Source organism: Streptomyces sp. NPDC006365 (assembly GCF_042870755.1).
GTDB lineage: Bacteria > Actinomycetota > Actinomycetes > Streptomycetales > Streptomycetaceae > Streptomyces > Streptomyces xiangluensis.
Genome location: NZ_JBIAHS010000024.1, coordinates 40,124 through 56,795, shown reverse-complemented (window position 1 = coordinate 56,795; position 16,672 = coordinate 40,124). Strand labels below are relative to the sequence as shown.

Annotated in this window: 20 protein-coding genes and 2 pseudogenes; 9 read left to right on the top strand and 13 right to left on the bottom strand. The window is 69.9% G+C overall.

The features are described from left to right. Positions 1–48 precede the first annotated feature (48 nt). Together ACFYO0_RS40585 and ACFYO0_RS40580 are read left to right on the top strand one after the other, a co-directional pair. Positions 49–408, top strand: a complete 360-nt coding sequence (locus ACFYO0_RS40585) for a hypothetical protein (RefSeq protein WP_388686473.1) — start codon at positions 49–51, stop codon at positions 406–408. A gap of 17 nt (positions 409–425) precedes the next feature. Beyond that, on the top strand, positions 426–1,049 hold the full coding sequence (locus ACFYO0_RS40580; protein WP_388686472.1) for a TetR/AcrR family transcriptional regulator: 624 nt from the start codon (positions 426–428) through the stop codon (positions 1,047–1,049). 258 nt (positions 1,050–1,307) lie between these two features. Here the strand turns inward: ACFYO0_RS40580 and ACFYO0_RS40575 are convergent, their stop codons facing one another. Beyond that, a complete protein-coding gene (locus tag ACFYO0_RS40575) occupies positions 1,308–1,772 on the bottom strand; it encodes a hypothetical protein (RefSeq protein WP_388686470.1) in 465 nt (154 codons plus the stop codon). Between the two features lie 230 nt (positions 1,773–2,002). Here ACFYO0_RS40575 and ACFYO0_RS40570 point away from each other — a divergent pair, with 230 nt between their 5' ends. Further along, positions 2,003–3,367, top strand: a complete 1,365-nt coding sequence (locus ACFYO0_RS40570; protein ID WP_388686469.1) for a diacylglycerol/lipid kinase family protein — start codon at positions 2,003–2,005, stop codon at positions 3,365–3,367. A gap of 128 nt (positions 3,368–3,495) precedes the next feature. Here ACFYO0_RS40570 and ACFYO0_RS40565 read toward each other — a convergent pair whose 3' ends face one another. Then, the gene (locus ACFYO0_RS40565) at positions 3,496–3,891 is read right to left on the bottom strand and encodes a VOC family protein (RefSeq protein ID WP_388686468.1); all 396 of its coding nucleotides are present in this window, start codon (positions 3,889–3,891) and stop codon (positions 3,496–3,498) included. Between the two features lie 167 nt (positions 3,892–4,058). Between ACFYO0_RS40565 and ACFYO0_RS40560 the strand changes: the two are divergent. Further along, positions 4,059–4,209: pseudogene (locus tag ACFYO0_RS40560) on the top strand (IS5/IS1182 family transposase); the annotation flags it as partial. Positions 4,210–4,413: 204 nt separating this feature from the next. Here ACFYO0_RS40560 and ACFYO0_RS40555 read toward each other — a convergent pair. The 3 genes and pseudogenes from ACFYO0_RS40555 to ACFYO0_RS40545 form a co-directional block, all read right to left on the bottom strand. Then, positions 4,414–4,485, bottom strand: a pseudogene (locus ACFYO0_RS40555) (hypothetical protein); the annotation flags it as partial. 67 nt (positions 4,486–4,552) lie between these two features. Then, a complete protein-coding gene (gene tal / locus ACFYO0_RS40550) occupies positions 4,553–5,668 on the bottom strand; it encodes a transaldolase (RefSeq protein ID WP_388686466.1) in 1,116 nt (371 codons plus the stop codon). Positions 5,669–5,897: 229 nt separating this feature from the next. Beyond that, on the bottom strand, positions 5,898–6,332 hold the full coding sequence (locus tag ACFYO0_RS40545; protein ID WP_388686464.1) for a hypothetical protein: 435 nt from the start codon (positions 6,330–6,332) through the stop codon (positions 5,898–5,900). 84 nt (positions 6,333–6,416) lie between these two features. Here ACFYO0_RS40545 and ACFYO0_RS40540 point away from each other — a divergent pair, with 84 nt between their 5' ends. Next, positions 6,417–7,127 carry a helix-turn-helix transcriptional regulator gene (locus tag ACFYO0_RS40540; RefSeq protein WP_388686583.1) on the top strand — a complete coding sequence of 237 codons (711 nt, stop codon included), beginning with the start codon at positions 6,417–6,419 and terminating at the stop codon, positions 7,125–7,127. Between the two features lie 90 nt (positions 7,128–7,217). Here the strand turns inward: ACFYO0_RS40540 and ACFYO0_RS40535 are convergent, their stop codons facing one another. The 3 genes from ACFYO0_RS40535 to ACFYO0_RS40525 are packed head-to-tail and all read right to left on the bottom strand — an operon-like array spanning position 7,218 to position 9,665. Next, positions 7,218–7,988 carry a class I SAM-dependent methyltransferase gene (locus ACFYO0_RS40535; protein ID WP_388686463.1) on the bottom strand — a complete coding sequence of 257 codons (771 nt, stop codon included), beginning with the start codon at positions 7,986–7,988 and terminating at the stop codon, positions 7,218–7,220. A 13-nt stretch (positions 7,989–8,001) separates the two neighbouring features. Next, complete coding sequence (locus tag ACFYO0_RS40530; RefSeq protein ID WP_388686461.1) at positions 8,002–8,814, bottom strand: LLM class flavin-dependent oxidoreductase; 813 nt, start codon at positions 8,812–8,814, stop codon at positions 8,002–8,004. Then, on the bottom strand, positions 8,811–9,665 hold the full coding sequence (locus ACFYO0_RS40525; RefSeq protein WP_388686460.1) for an alpha/beta fold hydrolase: 855 nt from the start codon (positions 9,663–9,665) through the stop codon (positions 8,811–8,813). Before ACFYO0_RS40525 ends, ACFYO0_RS40530 begins: the two co-directional genes overlap by 4 nt. Before the next feature lie 72 nt (positions 9,666–9,737). Here ACFYO0_RS40525 and ACFYO0_RS40520 point away from each other — a divergent pair, with 72 nt between their 5' ends. Further along, positions 9,738–10,667 carry a LysR family transcriptional regulator gene (locus ACFYO0_RS40520; RefSeq protein ID WP_388686458.1) on the top strand — a complete coding sequence of 310 codons (930 nt, stop codon included), beginning with the start codon at positions 9,738–9,740 and terminating at the stop codon, positions 10,665–10,667. A gap of 429 nt (positions 10,668–11,096) precedes the next feature. Continuing rightward, positions 11,097–12,032, top strand: a complete 936-nt coding sequence (hemC, locus tag ACFYO0_RS40515; protein ID WP_388686456.1) for a hydroxymethylbilane synthase — start codon at positions 11,097–11,099, stop codon at positions 12,030–12,032. A gap of 47 nt (positions 12,033–12,079) precedes the next feature. On the opposite strand, the gene ACFYO0_RS40510 is transcribed toward hemC, so the two are convergent. From ACFYO0_RS40510 to ACFYO0_RS40495, 4 genes are all read right to left on the bottom strand, one after another. Further along, complete coding sequence (locus ACFYO0_RS40510; RefSeq protein WP_388686455.1) at positions 12,080–12,463, bottom strand: toxin Doc; 384 nt, start codon at positions 12,461–12,463, stop codon at positions 12,080–12,082. Next, positions 12,463–12,699 (bottom strand): hypothetical protein, encoded by a 237-nt coding sequence (locus ACFYO0_RS40505; RefSeq protein ID WP_388686454.1) that lies wholly within the window; start codon positions 12,697–12,699, stop codon positions 12,463–12,465. The genes ACFYO0_RS40510 and ACFYO0_RS40505 overlap by 1 nt, the downstream gene beginning before the upstream one ends. Before the next feature lie 599 nt (positions 12,700–13,298). Then, a complete protein-coding gene (locus ACFYO0_RS40500; RefSeq protein WP_388686452.1) occupies positions 13,299–14,417 on the bottom strand; it encodes a hypothetical protein in 1,119 nt (372 codons plus the stop codon). A gap of 382 nt (positions 14,418–14,799) precedes the next feature. Further along, complete coding sequence (locus tag ACFYO0_RS40495; protein ID WP_388686581.1) at positions 14,800–14,916, bottom strand: helix-turn-helix domain-containing protein; 117 nt, start codon at positions 14,914–14,916, stop codon at positions 14,800–14,802. A gap of 14 nt (positions 14,917–14,930) precedes the next feature. On the opposite strand from ACFYO0_RS40495, the gene ACFYO0_RS40490 reads away from it, so the two are divergent. Continuing rightward, entirely contained in the window at positions 14,931–15,107 is a 177-nt protein-coding gene (locus ACFYO0_RS40490) for a hypothetical protein (RefSeq protein ID WP_388686451.1), read from the top strand. Between the two features lie 49 nt (positions 15,108–15,156). On the opposite strand, the gene ACFYO0_RS40485 is transcribed toward ACFYO0_RS40490, so the two are convergent. Further along, positions 15,157–15,603, bottom strand: coding sequence for a Tn3 family transposase (locus ACFYO0_RS40485; protein WP_388686449.1), 447 nt, complete (start codon positions 15,601–15,603; stop codon positions 15,157–15,159). A gap of 190 nt (positions 15,604–15,793) precedes the next feature. Here ACFYO0_RS40485 and ACFYO0_RS40480 point away from each other — a divergent pair, with 190 nt between their 5' ends. Beyond that, entirely contained in the window at positions 15,794–16,654 is an 861-nt protein-coding gene (locus ACFYO0_RS40480; protein ID WP_388686447.1) for a hypothetical protein, read from the top strand. Positions 16,655–16,672: the final 18 nt, after the last annotated feature.

Below are 16,672 nucleotides of genomic sequence, written 5' to 3'. Positions count from 1 at the left end.
CGACCCGGCACAGTCCGCAAGCGGGCCGCGGGCATCCTGCCCGACCACATGCTCCCCACCACGGTCACCCCCGTGGCCGCGCTCCCGCTGACGGCCGACGCAAAGCTGGACGCGGAACGGCTCCCCGCACCCGCGGCGCCCCGCTCGCCGGCGCGGGACACCGTGCCCGTCACGGGCGACGCCGACCTCACCGAGCGGCTGCGGGAGATCTGGAGCGAGGTGCTGGGCGTGCCGGTCCGCCTGGACGACGACTCCTTCGAGCTGGCGGCAACTCCCCGTTCGCCGTCCGCACAGGCGCGGCCCTGCGCGCGCTGGGCCTGCCGTCGCTGCGGGAAGGAGCTGTACCTGTACCGCCGTCCGACCATCCGGAAACCACGACTTGATCGAACGATTTATTCGATGGACTAAGTCGATATGATGTCGCCATGGCTCATGTTTCTGCGGCAGAGCGCCGCCCTCAGCTGATCAAGGCCGCCATCGACCTCATGAGCAGGGACGGTGTGGCCGCTGGAAGCACCCGTGCCATCGCAGCCGAGCTGGGCGTGGCCCAGGCAACGGTGCACTACACGTTCGGCACCAAGGAAGATCTGTACCGGGCCGTCATGAAACAGCTCACCCATGATCTGATCGCGCAGGTCGAACGGGCGGCGCACGCGGACGCCGGGTTCGAGGAGACGGTCGCGGCACTCGCCGCCGCCCTGTGGCAGACCGTTCGCAAGCAGGCGACCACCCACCAGCTGCTCCACGAACTGTCCATGTTCGCGCTCCGGACACCGCGGCTGCGGGAGGCCCTTGAGGGTCACCACCGCGAAGTGACGGCGGTGACGACGAAGCTGGTGACCGAGGCGGCCGAGCGCACCGGTCACCAGCTCGCCCAGCCGGCGGAGACCCTCGCCCGGTTCTTCCTGGCCGGCTTCGACGGCCTCACGGTGCAGCATCTCTCCCTGCCCGACGAGGAGCCCGAGCGCACCTGTCTGCAGGCCCTGGTCTCCGCCGTCGTCGCTCTCGCCGGAGGCCGAATGGAGCGCGTGAGCCTGCCGACGAGCTGACGGCAGGGTGGAGCAGGCCGACCTCACCGTTGTCGCCGTTACGGAGCCATGAGCTGCCGGACGTCGGCCGGCCGGAAGGCGCCCGGATCCGCAGGTGAAGGGCCGGACGTAGACCTCCAAGTTCCGGCGGCGTCGTCTCCTTCCTGGAGCAACGTCTGCACCCCGTTTCCAGGACAACCGGTCCTCAACGCCCAGGCAGACGCTGCCCCTGGCCTCGGACTGGGGCAGCGGCTGTTCCGCGAGGTCCGGACGACGTCTTCAGACCGGCGGCACGCGTCCGGGCTGCGGTTCGCCGGTGGCCTCCCCACTGGCCACCGTCGTCCTCAGCAGAGGCATCGAGGCGACGAAGGTGCCGATGGCAAGGACGAGACTCAGTACGCCGGCCCCGGCCCCGTCGAGGATGGCGCCGACGGCCAGGGGCCCGATGCCGGTGCCCAGCGCGCCCGCGCCACTGAGGGAGGCGACCAGGCGGCCGGTCGGGTCGATGAGTGCCGCGCCGGCGAGCATCTGCACCAGGATGGCCAGTTGGCAGGTCTGCCACAGGACAGCCGCGACTGTGAAGACCACGGGGTCGCGGGTGAAGGTCAGGACCGACATGGCGAGGACCTGCGCCGTGACGAAGTCGGCCATCGACCGCATGCGCCCGAAGTGCCGCGCGGTGACGGGTCCCACCACGGCGCCGACGAGCGCCACGACGCTGGAGACGGCGAGGACTGCCGACACGGCCGAGTGCGACGGGCCCAGACACCGTTGCGCGGCTTGAGCGTGTTGGCTGCGCCGAGGGGTAATGCGCGGGGTCCTGTTTGCCACGTGCTCGTGATGGGACGTGTGGCCGGGATCGGCGAACCCGGGTCTGGTCAACGCCGTGGTCGACGAGACGCCGCGGCGCCCGTCCCGCCGGAACAGGACCAAACAGCGCAGCCCTACGATGACCGTCGGCGAGTGGAGGCAGCATGGCCAAGGACTTGAGCAGGCGGGCCTACCGCACACAGAGATGGGCGGCGAGGGCAGCACTGGCCGCGGCCGCGCTCGCGGTCGTCGTCCCCCTCGCTTACGACGGCATCGGCGGCGTACTGCTGTTGGTGGCCGCAACAGCGGGCCTGGCCGTCACCGCGGCCGCGGTGTGGTGGACGCTCACCCTGCGCGGTCCGGCGCGCGCAGCCGCGGCCGTCCTGGCCATGACGGTGCCCGCTGTCGTCGTCGTCCTGTTCGCAGCCACCCTCTTCTGGGCCCTGCCGCTGTCCCTGGCGCTGTGGGCGGTGGCCGTCTGGAGTGGCCGGTACGCCCTACGGGGCACCGGCAGTCACCGGATGCGTGCGATGAGGGAGCGCCGCACGCCGCCACCCCGACACCCGTTCCTGATCATGAATCCACGCTCGGGCGGCGGCAAGGTGACCCGGTTCGGTCTCAAGGACAAAGCTGAGCGGCTGGGCGCGCGCGTCGTCCTGCTGGACCCGGAGTCCCACCAGGACGTCGCCGTCTTGGCCCGTGCCGCTGTCACGGGCGGCGCGGACCTGCTGGGGGTCGCCGGCGGCGACGGCACCCAGGCACTGGTCGCGGCCGTCGCCGCCGAGCACGACATCCCCTTCCTGGTGATCAGTGCGGGGACCCGCAACCACTTCGCCATGGACCTCGGCCTCGACCGCGTCGACCCCGCCACCTGCCTCGACGCACTCACCGACGGCGTGGAGGTCCGCATCGACCTCGGCTTCGCCGGCCGACACCCCTTCGTCAACAACGCCTCGTTCGGCGCTTATGCGGCCATCGTCCAGAACCCCGCGTACCGCGAAGACAAAATCAGCACCAGCCTCGACCTACTACCCGATCTCCTCACCCGACAGCAGGGCCCCCGGCTCACCGCCCACGCCGGCAACAACACGCTCACCGACCCGCAGGCCGTGCTGGTCAGCAACAATCCCTACCGCACGGACGATCCCTTCGGATTCGGCCGACGCGAACGCCTCGACACCGCCGCGCTCGGCGTCCTCGGCGTCCGGGTGGACAGCGTGGCCGAGGCCGCCGGGCTGCTCCTGGACCCCGAGCCGGACGGCCTCACCATCCTCACCGCCCCCGAGGTCGTCATCGACGCCGACCGCGCGGAGATCGAGGTCGGCCTCGACGGCGAAGCCCTTGTCCTGCCCACCCCGGTGCACTGCCGTATCACCCCCGGCGCGCTGCGCGTCCGCCTTCCCCGCAAGCGGCCCGGTGTTCCCAAGCGTCAACCGCGCCTGGACTGGCGCCGGTTGCGCAAACTCGCGGCCACGGTCGGCCGTACGGCGGCACCACGCCGCGGACGCGGTCACTCAAGCACGCGCTGACCCGCCTTGAGTGTTCGGTCCTACCACCCGTCAAGGCCGGCGTGCCGCAGAGGACCGCCCGGGCAACCACTGAAGCCTTCTCGGCAACGTGATAGTCGCGTGTGACGGGGTACGGGTGCCCGCGCGGCCTAGTTCTGCGGTGCCAGGGTGCGCAGGACGTCGAACTCGTTGCCCTCGGGGTCTGCCATGACCACCCAGTTTCGGTCTGAGCCCTGGCCCACATCCGTCTTGGCGGCGCCGAGGCCGAGCAACCTCGTCACCTCGTCCTCGGTACTGCGGTCGATCGGGCTGACATCGAGGTGCAGCCGGTTCTTCACGCTCTTGCCCTCGGGCACCTGGATGAACAGCAGGGTGGGCGGCATCTGGCGGGCCCGAACATCCTCGACGGTCGGCACCCACGAGCCGATCTCGACCTTGCCCTCGCTCCGGTCGATCACCTTGAAGTCCAGGACCTCGCACCAGAAGGCCGCGAGCCTCTCCGGGTCGTGGCAGTCAACGGCCAACTCGGTGAACCTACTTGTCATGACTCTCCCAGATAGTGCGGACGGGGCTCAGAGTATGCCGCCCGTCCGACAGATCCGAGATCTTCCTGACCAGGGATACCAGACGGGCTTGACCCGGCATCAGATACGCGAGGAACCCCTGGTAGGAACAGGTCTGCGCAGAACAGGTTCCGGGTACCCGAGAGGCTTTCAAACAGAGCGTGTTGATCCTGCGCTCGTGCCTGGACGGTACCCGGCTGACTCAACTCGCCCGCGACAACCGGATCTCCGTCCCGACGGCCTACCGCTACCTCCACGAAGGGCTGACCGTTCTCGCCGACCACGCCCCGGACCTGTCCACCGCAGTGAGCGCGCGGCCGCGGCCGGCTGTACACACCTCAATCTCGACGGCACCGCATTCCTACCCGTCGCGTCACCGCCCTCCGGCCGGGACGGCCGACCTGTGGTGGTCGGGCAAGCACTGTGACCGGTGCGCACGGCGGCGAAGTTCTGGGACACCTCGCGGCCCAGTACGCGCAGCAAGGGCAGGTCCGCAGTCTCCAGGACGGTGACCTCCACGCCAGCCGCGCGGGTGTCGGCCGCGGTCTCCAGGCCGATCCGGCCTGTGCCGATCACTGCGGTGCGATGCGGATCTTCGCAGGAAGCTGCTTCGCCGGGATGGTCCGGTCGGCGACCGGCTGCATCAGGCGGCGGCGTGCTTGGTGTGCAGTTCGGTATCCAGCTGCTCGAAGAGTTCGTCGCCGGAGGCCGTGAACTTGGCTATGCCCTCGTCCTCCAGCACACGCACCACGTCGTCATAGGACACTCCGACAGCCTCCAGGTCATCGAGTACCTGCTGGGCTTCCGCGTACGTGCCATGGATGGTGTCGCCCTGGATGCGGCCGTGGTCCGCGACCGCGCGCAGGGTCTGTTCCGGCATGGTGTTGACCACCCCGGGAACCACCAGTTCGTCGACGTAGCGGGTGTCGTGGTAGGCGGAGTCCTTCACCCCGGTGGATGCCCACAGCGGGCGTTGCGGGCGCATCCCGGCCGCCGCCAGGGCCCTCCATCGGTCCGATGCGCACGCCTGCTCAAAGTGCTGGTAGGCCAGGCGTGCGTTGGCGATTGCCGCCCGGCCGCGCAGCTCCCGTGCCCGACGCGTGCCGATCTTGTCCAGTCGGCTGTCGACCTCGGTGTCCACCCGGCTGACGAAGAAGGAGGCCACCGACGTGACGGACGTCAGGTCGTGGCCCGCCGCATGCGCCCTGCCCATGCCGTCCAGGAAGGCGCGGAGCACCAGGTCGTAGCGGTCCAGAGAGAAGATCAGGGTCACATTGATGCTGATGCCCTGGGCAAGCGCCGTGCTGATCGCCTCCAGGCCCTGCTGCGTGGCGGGGATCTTCACGAACATGTTCGGGCGGTCCACCAGCCACCACAGGGCCCGTGCCTCGGCGACCGTCGCCGCCGTATCGTGCGCGACGCGCGGATCCACCTCGAGCGACACTCGCCCGTCGACACCGTCACTGGCCTCGTACACCGGGCGCAGTACGTCGCAGGCCCAGCGCACGTCGAACGCGGTCAGCAGCCTGACGGCTTCCTCGACCCGAACCCCGCGCCGGGCGAGATCCTCTACCTGCTCGTCGTAGCGGGCACCCGAGCGGATCGCCTTGGCGAAGATCGTCGGGTTGCTGGTGATACCGACAACCCGCTGCTCCCCCACCAGGCTGGTCAGCCGGCCACCCGCGAGCCGCTCACGACTCAGATCGTCCAGCCAGACCGCTACGCCTTCGGCGGCCAGCCGGTCCAGGTTCCCACTCATGATCTTCCTCCCTCGCGTCGCTTCGGGCGATGCCCTACGCATACCGCCCGGCATCTCCCGCGGACCGGGCGCAGACCTCCTTCACGCAAGGAGGCCGGCGGCCGGTGACTCGATGCCGGGCGGGGTGTGAACGGCGTTCCGGATTGCCGAGCCCGCCCGGGTAACGCGTGCGGGTGAGCCGATGGAGGGGCCCACCCGCCTCGTCACCTTCCGCGGCTGCTGTCTGCCGTCAGGGAGACTGCCTCTTGCCGTGGTAGCGCTGTGCGAGCCGGGCGAGGGCGACCGCGCCGAGCAGAAGGCCGAAGTCGCGCAGCGCGATGTCGTAGTGGCCGGGGATGGTCAGCAGGTTGACGATGATCCCGGCGAGCCATCCGGCTACCAGCCAGCCCCCGAATCGCGGGGCGAGCGCGACGACGAGGCCCGCGACGATCTCGATCACTCCGACTGCGTACATGGCCGCCTGGGCGCTGCCCGGAACGACATCGTTGATCCAAGGCGCGAGGTAGGTGGGCCAGTCCACGAGCAGGTTGGCGAACTTGTCCAGCCCGAACAGGATCGGCGCCACGGTGAAGCCGGTGCGGAGGATGACGAACGCCTGGTAGCCGGGATCGGTGAACACGGCCCGCCGGGAGCCGGCGGATGTGGTTGTGGTTGCGGACGACATGACGCCCTTCCTTCTATTGACAACTCTCACTAACGATAGAAGCGCGCAAATCTTCTTTAGTCAATCGCTATGGGTTTTACACTCGTGTTCGTGGACCACTCGAAGAAAGCACCCCGCCCCGGCGTCTCCGCCGTCGCCGCACTCGACGAGCCGACCCGCAGAAGGCTCTACGACCACGTCGTGCGCCAGCCGGCACCGGTCAGCCGCGACGAAGCCGCCGAAGCCCTCGGCCTTGCCCGGCAGACCGCGGCCTTCCACCTGGACCGGCTGGCTGACGAATCACTGCTCGACGTCGTCTACGAACGGCGCAGCGGACGCACCGGGCCTGGAGCGGGCCGGCCCGCCAAGCTCTACAAGCGCTCCGGCAAACAGGTCACCGTCAGCCTGCCCGAGCGGCACTACGAACTGGCCGGACGGCTCCTCGCCAGGGCACTGGAGGAGTCCGAAACCACCGGTGAGCCGGTCCGCGCAGCCCTGCACCGAAAGGCCCACGAGCTGGGCACACAGCTCACCGGACCGGGCCGGACAGACGTGTTCACCATGCTGGAAGAGAGCGGATTCGAACCTCGCCATGAGGGTGACGCCATCGTCCTGGGCAACTGCCCCTTCCACGCGCTCGCCCGCGAACACACCCAGACGGTGTGCGGCATGAACCTCCACCTGCTTCGCGGCGTGCTCGAAGGAGTCGCCGAAAGCAGCCTCCAGGCGTGCCTGGCACCCAGCCCCGGTCACTGCTGCGTCCGCCTGGAGCCGGCTTCGTCACCGCCCAGAGCGTGCGCCCATCCTGAGACGTAGACACCATCCGCCCCCGCGGCTCGACATCCCCGAGGAGTACGTCACCCGGGAACACGAGCAGTGATTCTGGCGGCGGCCGCTTGCAGGTGGTCAATGCCGGCGCGCGATGACCAGCCAGGCGCGGGAGTCGAACCATACGCCGTCGCCGGTGTCGTGCGCGTCGAGAGTCGCGCGAAGCCGATCGAGCGCGCGCTCGGCGGACGCGGCATCCAGTTCGGTGACCAATTCCTTCGCCATCCACAGCTGGAGTACGGCGGCACGCGCGCTGTCGGCGTCCGGGCCGTAGCAGACGGGCTCGCATACGTCGACGACGTCCACTGCGGTGAAGCCGGCCGCGGCCAAGTGACCGACCACGACATCCGGATCGGCCAGCGCGAAGGGATCGAGGGCCGCCGGGGCCGACATCGACGACGCGTGCCCGCCAGAGAGCGCCGCCCGGATCGCGGCATGCCACTCCTGACGGTCGGCGGCCTGCCACACCAGTTGCACGAAGCGCGCAGCCGGACGCAGTGCTCGCCCGATATTGGTGAATGCGGCGATTGGGTCGGAGAAGAACATCGTGCCGAACCGACTGACGCCCAGACTGAAATGCTCCGGCAGGAAAACATGGACCTGGGCGTCGGCCTGCACGAAACCGGCATTGCGGAGCCCTTCCGCCTCGGCCTGTTGGCGGGCCCGCGCCAGCATCGGGCCCGAGACGTCGATGCCGAGCGCAGTACCGGACGACGCGGCTCGGGCCGCGTCCCGGGTGGTCTGGCCGGTGCCGCAGCCGATGTCGAGGACACGATCGCCGGCTCGGATGTCGAGGGCCTCGCACAGTCGCTCGTGATAGCGAGCGAGCTCCGAGTCGTAGTCGAACAACCCGACCGCCTCCTTATGCCGCGGGGCCGTCGCGGAGTACGCCCCGCACGGCGTCGAGCCGTACACCCGGTTCCAATTCTGGCAGCCACCACGTCGCGCCGGCCGTCGCGTACGGTTCGGGGTCGACACCGAGCGGCAGAGCGACGGCGATGTCGTACGAGGCCATCTCGCCATGACGCAGTTCGGTGAGGGTGCCGACGATCTCGGCGAGCTGGTCCGGGAGTTCGAGGTTGGCCGGGAAGAAGCCATCGAGCCGGGCGGCCCGGCGGATCGGCTTCACGTTGCCCGGAAATCCGGCGGCCCACACCGGCACGCCCGGCCGCTGGACCGGCCGCGGCAGGAACGCGATGTCGTCGACGGTGTAGTGCTCGCCGCGATGGCGCACCGGCTCGCCCGTCCAGGCGGCGGCCAGGATCTCCAAGGACTCGTCGAGCATCCGCCCGCGCCGCCGGTCGTCGAGTTGCTCGCCGGTCTTGGACAGCTCGCCGGCGAACCGGTCGCTGCCGAGGCCGACGCCGAGGGTGAGGCGGCCGTCGCTGAGCCGATCCAGTGTCGCGCTCTCCCGCGCGACCTTGGCCGGCCGTCGGCGGGGAAGCACCGACATCATCGGGCCGAGCCGGAGCCGCTCGGTCGCGGTCGCGATCGCCGCCAGTGCGATCCACGGGTCCGCGACCTGTCGGACCGGCGCCCGCCAGCACAGCTGATCCCACACGAAGCAGCCGTCCCACCCGGCTTCCTCGGCGTCGGCGGCGAGGCGCGCGACCGCCCGCGGGTCGGCGAGGTCGTCGAAGAGCGGCAGCCAGAGTGCCGACCGCAGCCGGTTCATGGGCGACTTCCTTCCGTGTGCAGCACCAGAGCCGACACGAAGTCGTCCCACACCGCCTTCGGCAGGTCATGTCCGGCCCCCTTGAGGACCAGCAGCTCCGCACCGGGGATCGCGTCGCGCAACGCCTCACCGTGCGGCAGCGGCAGCAGTGGGTCGTGGTCGCCGTGGACCACGAGCGTCGGCGCCGCGATGTCACCGAAGCCGCCTCGCGTCGGCCCATCGAGCTCGATGCGGTAGTGGTTGACCAGAGTCGACGAGTAGCTCCTGGCGCGCGCCACGTCACGTTCGGCCAACGCTCCGATCGCGGCCTCGTCGAAGTACGGCGAGCCACCGGCGTACGCCCTCGCGCCGGCGACCACGTACTCGACGACCGCGAGCAGGTCGGAGACGTCTGGCACGGCCGCCATGGCCAGGTCGCTCGACGGTGGCGGCAGGCCGTCGGCACCGGTCGAGCTCGAGACGAACGTCAGCGACGCGACCCTGTCGGGGTGATCCACACCGAGGATGAGCCCGATCCCGCCGAACATCGACTGACAGACCACATGGGCGCGCCCGATGCCGAAGGCATCCTGGATGCCGAGCACGTCCAGGGTCAGGTCCGTGAACGAGTAGGCCGGCTGCCCGGGCGGGTAGCAGGTCGACCGGCCAGTGTCCCGATGGTCGTACCGGACCACGAAGCGACCACGGACGGCGATCTGTTCGCACAGGTCGGCGTCCCACCACAGCATCGAGGCAGCTGCCCCGGCGACCAGGATGATCGCCGGGGCCCCGCGGTCTCCGAAGGTCTCGACACACAACTCGACGCCGTTGATCCCGAGTAGTTGCTCGCCGTGAGACTGATGTGGGCTCATGCCTGGCACGCTAGAGCCCGCGACTTCATTGTGAAAAGCGATGATTTCCGATTGATTCGATCGCTTTCAGCAATGGAAGTCGCTACGTTCGAACGCGTGAGCAATGTCGAGCTGCGCCATCTGGCGGCGATGACCGCCATCGCCGAGGAGGGCTCGTTCGGTCGGGCGGCCACCCGACTCGGGTACACCCAGTCGACGGTGAGCCAACAGATCGCCGCGTTGGAGAGGGCCCTGGGCGGTCCGGTGTTCGACCGGCCGGGCGGCCCCAAGCCAGTACGGCTCACCCCGCTCGGCTCCGTGGTGCTGGACCACGGTCGCGCACTACTGGCGAGGGCAGAGGCATTGGCCGACGCTGTGGACCGGTTCAAGGCGGGAGACGGCCGGATCGACATCGGCACGTTCCAGAGCGTGTCCAACGTGATCCTGCCCTCGGTCGTACGCCGGCTGCGGGACGAGCATCCCGGCTGCGACATCAGGTTGTCCGAGGAGGAGCCGGAGCAGCCGCAGATCGGCGACCTGGACCTGCTGTTCTACGACGGCCGCCTCGACGGCGACGTCGAGCACCGCAAGCTGCTCGACGACCCGTACCTGCTGGTGGCCGGCGCCGGCACCTTCCCCGAAGGTCCGGTCCCGCTGGAGTTGCTCGACGGCGCACCGATGGTGGCCTGGCCGCTGATCTGCGACCAGCCCGTGATGGAGCAGGCTGTCGCCCTCGGCGGCGCCCGTCCGCAGATCGTGTTCCGCACCGCGGTCAACGACACCCTGTTGTCGATGGTGCGCGCAGGCCTGGGTTCAGCGGTATTGCCTTGGCTCGCCATCCGCGGTGCCGACGTCCCATCCGACGACAGGCTCCGAATCCACGAGCTACGGCCGTCCCTGCCGCTACGGGAGATCTACCTGCACTGGCGGGCCGGACGTATCCACTCACCACTTGCCGGCCGGGCCGTCGAAATCGCCGTCGAGGTCGCGGCCGAACTCGCGCCGCCGCCAGCCAGTGCTTGATGCACGCCGGTTTCCCAGGAGCTCATGAGTCCGGCTGCCACATGGGCTTCGTTCCTGGTGTCTCGCCAAGCAGCGGTCAAAGGCCCAACGCCGGCTGCGATGACCGACGCCCTCGGGGGGACGCCCGCCCGCTCCCGGAGGAGTACGACGGCGGGACAGCGCACCCGAGCGCGGGGAAGGACACTGAGCGACAAGTGGTGTCGGCTCCCACGTATGAACCCAGCCCGAGCTGCGGGCGCTACTCAGACCGGGCGGCCTGTACGTCGTCGATGACCTGCTGCCGCAGCCGACGTGGCCTGATGACCACCAGGAGCGCGTCGACGACTTCCTCGCACACCTGCCCGACCAGCCCAACCTCCTTGCCGCACCGATGAGATGAGTGTGCGGGCTGGTGGGCGGCGCGCGCATCTGACGGTCTATCGTGGGCTTATGTCCGCCCCTGATCTGATCCGTATCGTCTCCCGCGACTCGCCCATGGCCCTGGCCCAGGTGGAGCGCGTCCGTGCCGAACTGGCCGCGCTCCACCCCCGCGTGCGCACCGAGGTCGTGCCCGTGAAGACGACCGGCGACAAGTGGATGGGCGACCTCGCCCAGGTCGAGGGCAAGGGGGCGTTCACCAAGGAGGTCGACGCCGCGCTCCTGGCCGGCGAGGCCGACCTGGCGGTGCACTGTGTCAAGGATGTGCCCGCCGACCGGCCGCTCCCGGCGGGCACCCTGTTCGCCGCGTTCCTCAAGCGGGACGACATCCGCGACGCCCTCATCCACCCCGGCGGGCTCCCCCTCGACGAGCTGCCGGCCGGCACCCGGATCGGCACCTCCTCGGTACGGCGCATCGCGCAGCTGGCCGCCACCCACCCCCACCTTGATTGCGTGCCGTTCCGCGGCAACGCCAACCGGCGCCTGCAGAAACTCGCGGCCGGCGAGGCGGACGCACTGCTCCTCGCGGTGTCCGGCCTGGAACGCATCGCCCGCACGGACGTGATCACAGAGATTCTCTCCCCCGAGACGATGATGCCCCCGATCGGCGCGGGCATCCTCGCTCTACAGTGCCGGCAGGACGACACGACGGTCATCGACACCGTCAGCGCGCTCGGCGACCCGGACACACATCGCGAGGCCACCGCGGAACGCATGTTCCTACACGTCCTCCAGGGCCACTGCAACTCGCCGATCGCCGGCTACGCGAAGGCCGGACGAGGTGGCGAACTGTCCCTGCGCGCCTGCGTGTTCACCCCGGACGGCAAGACCCAGCTCAACGCCCACGAGTGGGCCGGCCGCCTCGACCCCGCCACCCTCGGCACCTCGGTCGCCGTCGCCCTGCTGCGCCAAGGCGCCCGCGAGCTGATCGACAATATCGCCCACTGACCCGGGCGCCACGTACGCGCCGAGCGGTGGCGCCTGTTCTGGGCTGGTCAGAGTCTCCAGGAGCGCAACTGGTCGGCTACTGCGTGGACGCTGAGACGGGTGTCGCGGATCTTGCGTACGAGATCGGACAGGGCGCCGTAGGGCGCGTCGATGCCCTCACCGGACTGGTCCATGTACTGCGCGATGACGAACGCCGCGAACAGGCTGTTGCGGTGCGGGAGTGGCTCGAGGCGGACGAGGGTGTGCATCAGCGCGGCCGCGCGCCATGCGGCGTCCGGGTCGGAGGTTTCGAGGGTCGGCAGCCTGGTCTTGTGCCGTGCGACGGCCGCTACGAGCGCGGAGTAGTCCGAGACCGTCATGTCCTCGTGTCCGAGGGCGGTTTCCTGGACATCCAGGAGCCAGGGGACGTCGATGTAGAGGATGGGCGGCATCAGGCGGCTGCGGCCCCGTCGCGTTCGGAGGGCGGCACCTCGTCGGGGAAGGCAGCGTCGAACTCACCGCGCAGCCTGTCGGCCCACCCGGCGGCGCCGGTGACGAACTGCTGGCGCTGCATCTCGCGTACGCCGAGGTCGTGCAGGTACTGCTTGAGGCTCTTGCCCTCGGCCGCGGCGGCCGCGCGCACGCCCTTGAGTTCCTCGTCGGTGAAGGACACGTTCAGGGATGGCATACCCATGATGGTACCTAGTTGGTGCCTGCCCCGCGAGGCCTCCAGCTCGCGCGCCGGAATCGCTCTCCGGCCCAGTCCTGCGCGCGAAGACGCCCGGGTCCGGCGCCGGACGCCTCCGAGGCTGGACACTCGCCAGACTGCTGATCGGCTCCGGGGCCCTTCGGACGGGGCATCGGGGGCGGCTGACAGGTGACCTGCGCGAGCCGTGCGTGCCGGGTGTGCCGGGGATCGACACGCAGCCGGGCCTGAGGGTGGGGGTGATCAGGGACACAGAGGGCCCTTGTAGGCGCCCGGCGGCAGTTCCTGTTCCGGGGGCAGTGGCTCGCCGCCGCGGATGCGGCACAGATCCGTCATCCTGGCCTTGGCCTAGCGACGTTCGTCCGCGGCCACGGAGGCGTCGGGGGGGGGAAGGATGCCGTGATAACGCGGCCAAGTTCCCCGTGGTGGACATGTCCACCACGGGGAACTTCCGTACCCGGATGCCCACCTGACCGGCCCTACTTGCAGGCCTTCGACGACGCCGAGTTCACGGCGGCCCTTGCAGGCGATGCGGGCCGCGCGAGCGGTGGGGCAGCAGGAGAGCGTGGCGGTCGGGGCGGTCAGTAGAAGCGGCGGATGAAAACGTCCGACTTGCCGTTGGTGTCGCCGGGCACGATGTCGGCGGCCGTGGAATGGAAAACCACGTCGCGCCCACCGGCGCTGACCGCGTCGGTCCCGGCCGAGGCGAGCTGGTTCGAGACGATCTCCTCGGTGCCCGTCTCCAGGTCGCGCAGCGTGAGCGACGGTCCGCTCGTGTCGTGCGGGGCGTACAGCAGATAGCGTCCGGTGGGATCGATGGCCACGCCCTGCACGTTCGGCACCAGTTGGTCGGTGCCCGAGCTCTCGTCGTGGACGTAGGTGTCGGAGCCCGAGAGGTAGACGACCTTGCTGCCGTCCTTGCTGAGCTGGACGAGTGTCGCCGCCTTGGACGGGCCCTCGATCGGGCCGGAGGAGGTGTTGTCGGTCCGGTCCCACACGAAGACGTCCTCCGCCTGGCCGTCCTGGTAGGCGACAAAGCGGCCGTCGCCGCTGATGGACGGCCGGGCCGAGACGTTATGGCCGAACTCGGCGACTGTCTCCGTGGTGTTGGCGTTCCAGTCCGCTACCTCGATGCGCTGCCGGGACGGCGGTCGACTGAAGGTGGCGACCTGGGCCATATAGCGGCCGTCCGCGCTCAGCGACGGCTGGCTGCAGCTGAGGCCCGAGCAGTTGATGCCGATCGTGCTTCCCGAGCTCACCTGGGACAGGAAGGTCTTCGTGTCTCTGAACAACTGCCCCCACAGGGCAACGTATCGCCCGTCACCGCTGATCACCGGGCGCTGGATCGGGGAGGTGAGGGTGCTCATCAGCGTGGTCTGACTCGTCCGCCGGTCGCGGACGAACACCTCCCGTGTCACCGGGTTGGTGGGTGTGAGGTTCTTCGCCAACGACGAGAAGGCGATACGCCGGCCGTCGGTCGTGATCGTGGCGCCGGCGGAGTCGCCGTCGCCCTGGGTGCCGTCGGTCGCGACACTGATCCGCTCGACTCCGGCTCCGCTGTCGCTCGCGGCGCCCGCCACGGTCATGGGCTCGGCCGAAGCGGCTCCGGGCAGCACCGTCGTGACCGCGCAGACCACGACCGTGGCGCATAAGGCGGCCCGTACGCGTCTGGTGGCGCTCCGATTCGCGCTTCCCCTCATTTTTTCCCCCTAAGGCAGGACATGGTCCTTCTCTCCGGTTCCCCACCGGAAGGCCACAAGCATGCAACCGCGATGGCGCTGTGGGGTCAATGTGTCGCATGACTATTGAGAGGCGCGGTTCCGGTCAGGTGAGAGCGGTCGGCTTCGCAACGCGCTGCCAGCCTCTCAACAGCGCCCGGGCACTTCGGCGATCCCGGCACAGCGAGAGGCCGGGCGCGAGTACGAGAACCGCGTTGACGCCCTTGGCGCCCCGACCGGACCGTGATCGGCCCACTCCCGAATGATGCCGGCCAAGGAGGTGCGGGTGGCGTAAGTGCTCCCCGAAGGCCGTTCGAGGACGGCACGCAGCGAGCTGCTGATAACGACCTCCTGGCCCCCGTTCTCAGGGCCGACATCGGCTGCCGGGCGAAGTACGGCAGTTGGCGGGGCTGGTGCCGTACCGTGCCTTGAACGCCCGGGAGAAGTGTGACGGGTCCTTGAAGCCGACGCGCAGGGCGATGTCTGCTCGCGCCGTTGATCGAGCCGCGACTGCCCGACTCCGACCGCCGCGCCCTGCAGGCGCGCGCGATCGCAGCCGCGGCGATCACATGCCTCCAGGCAGCACATGAGGAGTGGATGCGCCTAGGCGGGAGGGTCGACGTCTTCGACCTCTACGACGCGGCCGTGCAGGCCATCCGCCGCCCGGCATGAAGCCCGGCCGCCTCCGCCCGCACAGCGCGACGAACCGGAACGAGGGCCGTCAGTCTTCGCCGCTCGTCCACTGCTCGTCGAACGGGGCCGGCCCGATGGGGACCTGCCCCCTGTTCGTCGCGTCGACCAGGTCCCACGGGACGAGCCCGTGGGGCCAGTCCCACTCGTCCATCGGCGTAGGTGCAGGGCGACGTCGAGGTCTCGGCGTGCACCTTCTCCGAGCCTGTGAGCGCGCCGTCCTTGCCGTGGTGGAGCACGGTGTTCGCCGAGTTCCGGTTCTCCACGGCCTGGAGCCCGCCGTGATCTCCCGGCGGAGGCCGAGGGCGGCGAGGTAGTCGCAGGCGAAGACCGTACGGACGGCGCGGCCGAGTTCTTCGAGCACGGCGTGGGTGACGTGCTCGGGCCCGCCGCGAGTGAAGCGCCGCAGGACCTGATCGGCCTCCGGCGTCCTGACAGCAGAAGCGCGTGACACCGGAATGAGAAGTCTCAGTGACATCGCACTGAGACTTCAGACCCGACCACACACCAGGCACGTCCCTCCGGAGAATCTGTGCAGGAGTGCCACATCGGCTGCACACAGCCCTTCTGCAGCCCCGTTAGCGTTGCTGGCCGTTCGATCTCGCGTGCGACCGTTCCCGGGCCGCAGCCCGGCGGGTCGACGGCACGTCAACTCAGGAAGACCGCACATGGACTACTGCACCTCGTGTCACCGGCATCTCAACGGCGCCCTCGTGTGTCCCGGGTGCGGCGCGTACGCCCCGGACATCGCTCCCCGAGCGGTCGAAGGTCGCGCCCTGTCGACGACGGCCGAAACGGCGGTGAGCGTGACGTCGGAGTGGTTCACGGCCTCCGGCACCTGGCGCGGTCGCGATCTCCGTGATGAGGCAGCGGACGGAGACGGAGACGGCGTGGACGAGGTCCCGGGCAACGGCCCTTCCGGTGACCTGGAGGCCGCGCCGCAGGGGCGGGCAGCGCGGCGTCGCCAGCTGGCACGCTGGAAGATGAACAAGCGCCGGGCCGTGGTCGCGACCGCCGTCGCACTCGTCGGGGGCGGCCTGACCGTCGCCGCGCTGGACCGGCCCTCCACCGACCGAACCCAGGCAGCAACGGCGTCGGACGACACGAACAAGGACGACACGCACGAGGGCGTCCTGGAGGAACCGCGAGCACTGCCCACGCTTCCGGCACCGACCCAGCCCGATACCCGCCGGTCTTCGCGCACGACTCCCCCCGTACGACCGCCCGCGGCCGACCTGCCGCATGAGAAATCCCCCGCCCCCTCGCGCCGCACGACGCGGACGATCACCCGGCCCGACGCCGCAGCCCCTGCTCAGCCGGATCCGGCGGCGCCGGCCCCGCAGCCGCAGACCGACTCACCGACCTCCCCCGAGACGGACCAGGGCGGCACCGGCAGGACAGCGGAGCAGCCGCCCCCGGCCGCCGACGGCACGGAATCGGGAACGTCCTCCGGGGCCACCCAGCCCAGCCCCTCCCCGACCGCGACGTCCCCGTCGGAGATCTGCCTGCTCGTGGTGTGTATTGGCTGAGCACACGGCGCCCGGATC